Annotated in this window: 4 protein-coding genes and 1 pseudogene; 4 read left to right on the plus strand and 1 reads right to left on the minus strand. The window is 70.1% G+C overall.

Annotated elements, in window-relative coordinates; translation table 11 throughout:
• Window positions 1-580 (plus strand): cobaltochelatase CobT-related protein (locus V7Q31_RS18475; RefSeq protein WP_442976749.1); only part of this gene is annotated, 580 nt, incomplete at its 5' end.
• A gap of 6 nt (window positions 581-586) precedes the next feature.
• Here V7Q31_RS18475 and V7Q31_RS18480 read toward each other — a convergent pair.
• Complete coding sequence (locus tag V7Q31_RS18480; protein WP_333835310.1) at window positions 587-1,405, minus strand: sugar phosphate isomerase/epimerase family protein; 819 nt, start codon at window positions 1,403-1,405, stop codon at window positions 587-589.
• Window positions 1,406-1,506: 101 nt separating this feature from the next.
• Here V7Q31_RS18480 and V7Q31_RS18485 point away from each other — a divergent pair, with 101 nt between their 5' ends.
• From V7Q31_RS18485 to V7Q31_RS18495, 3 genes and pseudogenes are all read left to right on the plus strand, one after another.
• Entirely contained in the window at window positions 1,507-1,749 is a 243-nt protein-coding gene (locus tag V7Q31_RS18485; RefSeq protein ID WP_333835311.1) for a hypothetical protein, read from the plus strand.
• Between the two features lie 114 nt (window positions 1,750-1,863).
• Entirely contained in the window at window positions 1,864-2,208 is a 345-nt protein-coding gene (secG, locus tag V7Q31_RS18490) for a preprotein translocase subunit SecG (RefSeq protein WP_333835312.1), read from the plus strand.
• Window positions 2,209-2,344: 136 nt separating this feature from the next.
• Window positions 2,345-2,859: pseudogene (locus tag V7Q31_RS18495) on the plus strand (CTP synthase); the annotation flags it as partial.

The raw sequence follows: 2,859 nt of genomic DNA on the forward strand, positions 1-2,859 counted from the left end.
TCAGGTGAAGGTCGAGATCCTCGGCTTCACCACGCGCCAGTGGAAGGGCGGGCAGGCGCGCGAGGCGTGGCTGAAGGCGGGGCGGCCCGCCAATCCGGGCCGGCTCAACGACCTGCGCCACATCGTCTACAAGGCGGCCGATGCGCCGTGGCGGCGGGCGCGGCGCAATCTCGGTCTGATGATGCGCGAGGGGCTGCTCAAGGAGAACATCGACGGCGAGGCGCTGGAATGGGCGCACAAGCGCCTGATCGGGCGGCCCGAGGCGCGCAAGGTGCTGGTGGTGATCTCAGACGGCGCGCCGGTGGACGACTCGACCCTGTCGGTGAACCCCTCCACCTATCTTGAGCGCCATCTGCGCGACGTGATCGCGATGATCGAGCGGCGCGGGCAGGTCGAACTGGTCGCCATCGGCATCGGCCATGACGTGACGCGCTATTACGACCGCGCGGTGACGATCACCGACGCCGAGCAGCTCGCCGGGGCGCTGACCGATCAGCTCGCGGCGCTGTTCGACGCCGAGCCGCAGGCGCGCCGGCGCGCGGGGCGCGGCGGGCGCGGGCCCCGCCGGCCCAACCGCTGAGCGCCTTCAGCGCGCCAGACCCATCGCCGCAAGCCGCTCCGCCCCCTCGACGATCCGGGAATGGTCGCGCAATTCGAGGATCAGCCGCGGCGCGGCGCCGGTCCGCCGCAGCGCCGCGAAGATCGACGGCCAAAGGATGGTGCCCTCGCCCGGAACCCAGTGGCGGTCGGCGTAGCCGTCTGCGTCCTGCAGATGCACATGCTCGAGCAGCGCGCCCGCCGCCGAGATGAAATAGTCGACCGGCGGCGCCCCGGTCGCGCCATGGGCGTAGTGCGCGTGCCCGGTGTCGACCGACAGGCGCACCGCCTTGCTCTCGAAGGCGCGCGCCAGCTCGACGCGCGCTTCGGGCTCGCGATCCTCGATGTTCTCGACGACCAGCGTCACACCCTGATCCTCCGCGCGCGCGACGACAGGGCGGAGGTTCTCCAGCACCCGCGCGATCTGGCCATCGCGTCCGTTGTCGTAATTGCGCAGGTTGAAGCTGTCCCATGTCGAGAAGGGGCTGTGGATCACCATCTGGTCGGCCCCGACTGCGGCGCAGACGTCGAGGCCGGTCAGCAGGCGCCGGCGGCACACGGCGGCGATCTCGGGATCGAAGCTGTCGAGCGGCAGGCTCCAGAACGGCCCGTGGATGCCGATCCGCCCGCGATGGCCCGACAGCAGCTCCGCCTCGCGCGCGGCGACCGAGCGCCAGTCGCCGTCGAGCAGTTCCGGCATGTGGAAATCCTGCAGCTCGACGTCGCGCTCGGCGTCGAACAGCCAGTTGCGCAGGCCTTCGAGCGAGGCGCAGGTCACGGCGGCGCCGAGGACGGGGAGGGCGGTCATGGGCGGCTTCCTTGGGGCTGGGCGAGAGCGGGATGTCGCGGGCGGCTTGACTGCGCCGCATCGCAGCATACGTGCCGTGCAGCCCGATGTCAGGAGATTCCATGCGACACCCCGCGCCGCGCCCGCCCCTGTTCACCCGCATTCTCTTCGCGATCCCCGTCTTCGGGCGGATCCTGCGCGAGATCAACGAAGGGCGCGACGGCGCTTTCGTCTGGTTCGCAGCGAGCCTCGCCGGGCTCGTCGGCGTTCTGGCGTTGGGCTTCGGCCTCGCCGGGCTGGTGGCGGGCATGCTGTTCATGACGTTGGTGATGTTCCTGCTGATCGCCACCATCGCGAAAGGCTGACGCGAGCGGCGGCCCCGCGCCGGGGGAATCGACATTCCCGGCGCGCGCGGCTAAGGACGCGGCTTCGGGCGCGTCCTCATGCGCCGCCCCCAGAAGATCAGGGCCGCAAGACGCATGGAACAGGTCGTCCTCATCATCCATCTGATTCTCGCGGTCGTGCTGATCGCCGTGGTGCTGCTGCAACGCTCCGAAGGCGGCGCCCTCGGCATGGGCGGCGGCGGCGGCGGTCTGGTCTCGAGCCGCGGCGCCGCGACCGCGCTTTCGAAGGTGACCTGGGGTCTGGCGATCGCCTTCATCGCGACGAGCCTGACCCTGACCGTGCTGGCGGCCCAGCAGCGCGGCGCCTCGGCGGTGATCGACGCGGGCGAAGCGCCGGCGGCTCCGCCGGCGGGGCTCGACTTCACGCCGCAACTGCCTCCGATCGGCGACGGCCCGCTGGCGCCGCCGCCGGCGGAGTGATCCCGATCCGCTCGCCTCACGCCTCGGCGCTGTTGAGCGGCGACGCAAAATCCGGTATTTCCCGACTCCCGTGATGCGAAATCTGGCCCCGCCGCGCAGGCGTGGCCCTTCTTGAGTCGGTCGCGGGGGCTTCTCGATGGCGCGCTACATCTTCATCACGGGCGGCGTCGTCTCGTCGCTCGGCAAGGGGCTTGCGGGGGCGGCGCTCGGCGCGCTGCTGCAGGCGCGCGGCTTCACGGTGCGGCTGCGCAAGCTCGACCCCTATCTCAACGTCGATCCCGGCACGATGAGCCCGTTCGAGCATGGCGAGGTTTTCGTCACCGACGACGGGGCCGAGACCGATCTCGACCTCGGCCACTACGAGCGCTTCACCGGCGTGCCCGCCTGCCGCACCGACAGCGTGTCCTCAGGGCGCATCTACTCAAATGTGCTCGAAAAAGAGCGGCGCGGCGACTATCTCGGCAAGACCATTCAGGTAATTCCGCATGTCACCAACGAGATCAAGGACTTCCTGAGCATCGGCGACGGCGATGTCGATTTCATGCTGTGCGAGATCGGCGGCACGGTCGGCGACATTGAGGGGCTTCCCTTCTTCGAGGCGATCCGCCAGTTCGCGCAGGAGCGGCCGCGCGGCCAGTGCATCTTCATGCA

The organism is Rubrimonas sp., assembly GCF_036788415.1.
Lineage (GTDB): Bacteria > Pseudomonadota > Alphaproteobacteria > Rhodobacterales > Rhodobacteraceae > Rubrimonas.

Excerpts from the sequence above, each read along its gene's own strand:
- V7Q31_RS18480 (WP_333835310.1), bottom strand. The coding sequence starts at position 1,405 with ATGACCGCCCTCCCCGTCCTCGGCGCCGCCGTGACCTGCGCCTCGCTC.
- V7Q31_RS18485 (WP_333835311.1), top strand. The coding sequence starts at position 1,507 with ATGCGACACCCCGCGCCGCGCCCGCCCCTGTTCACCCGCATTCTCTTC.
- secG (WP_333835312.1), top strand. The coding sequence starts at position 1,864 with ATGGAACAGGTCGTCCTCATCATCCATCTGATTCTCGCGGTCGTGCTG.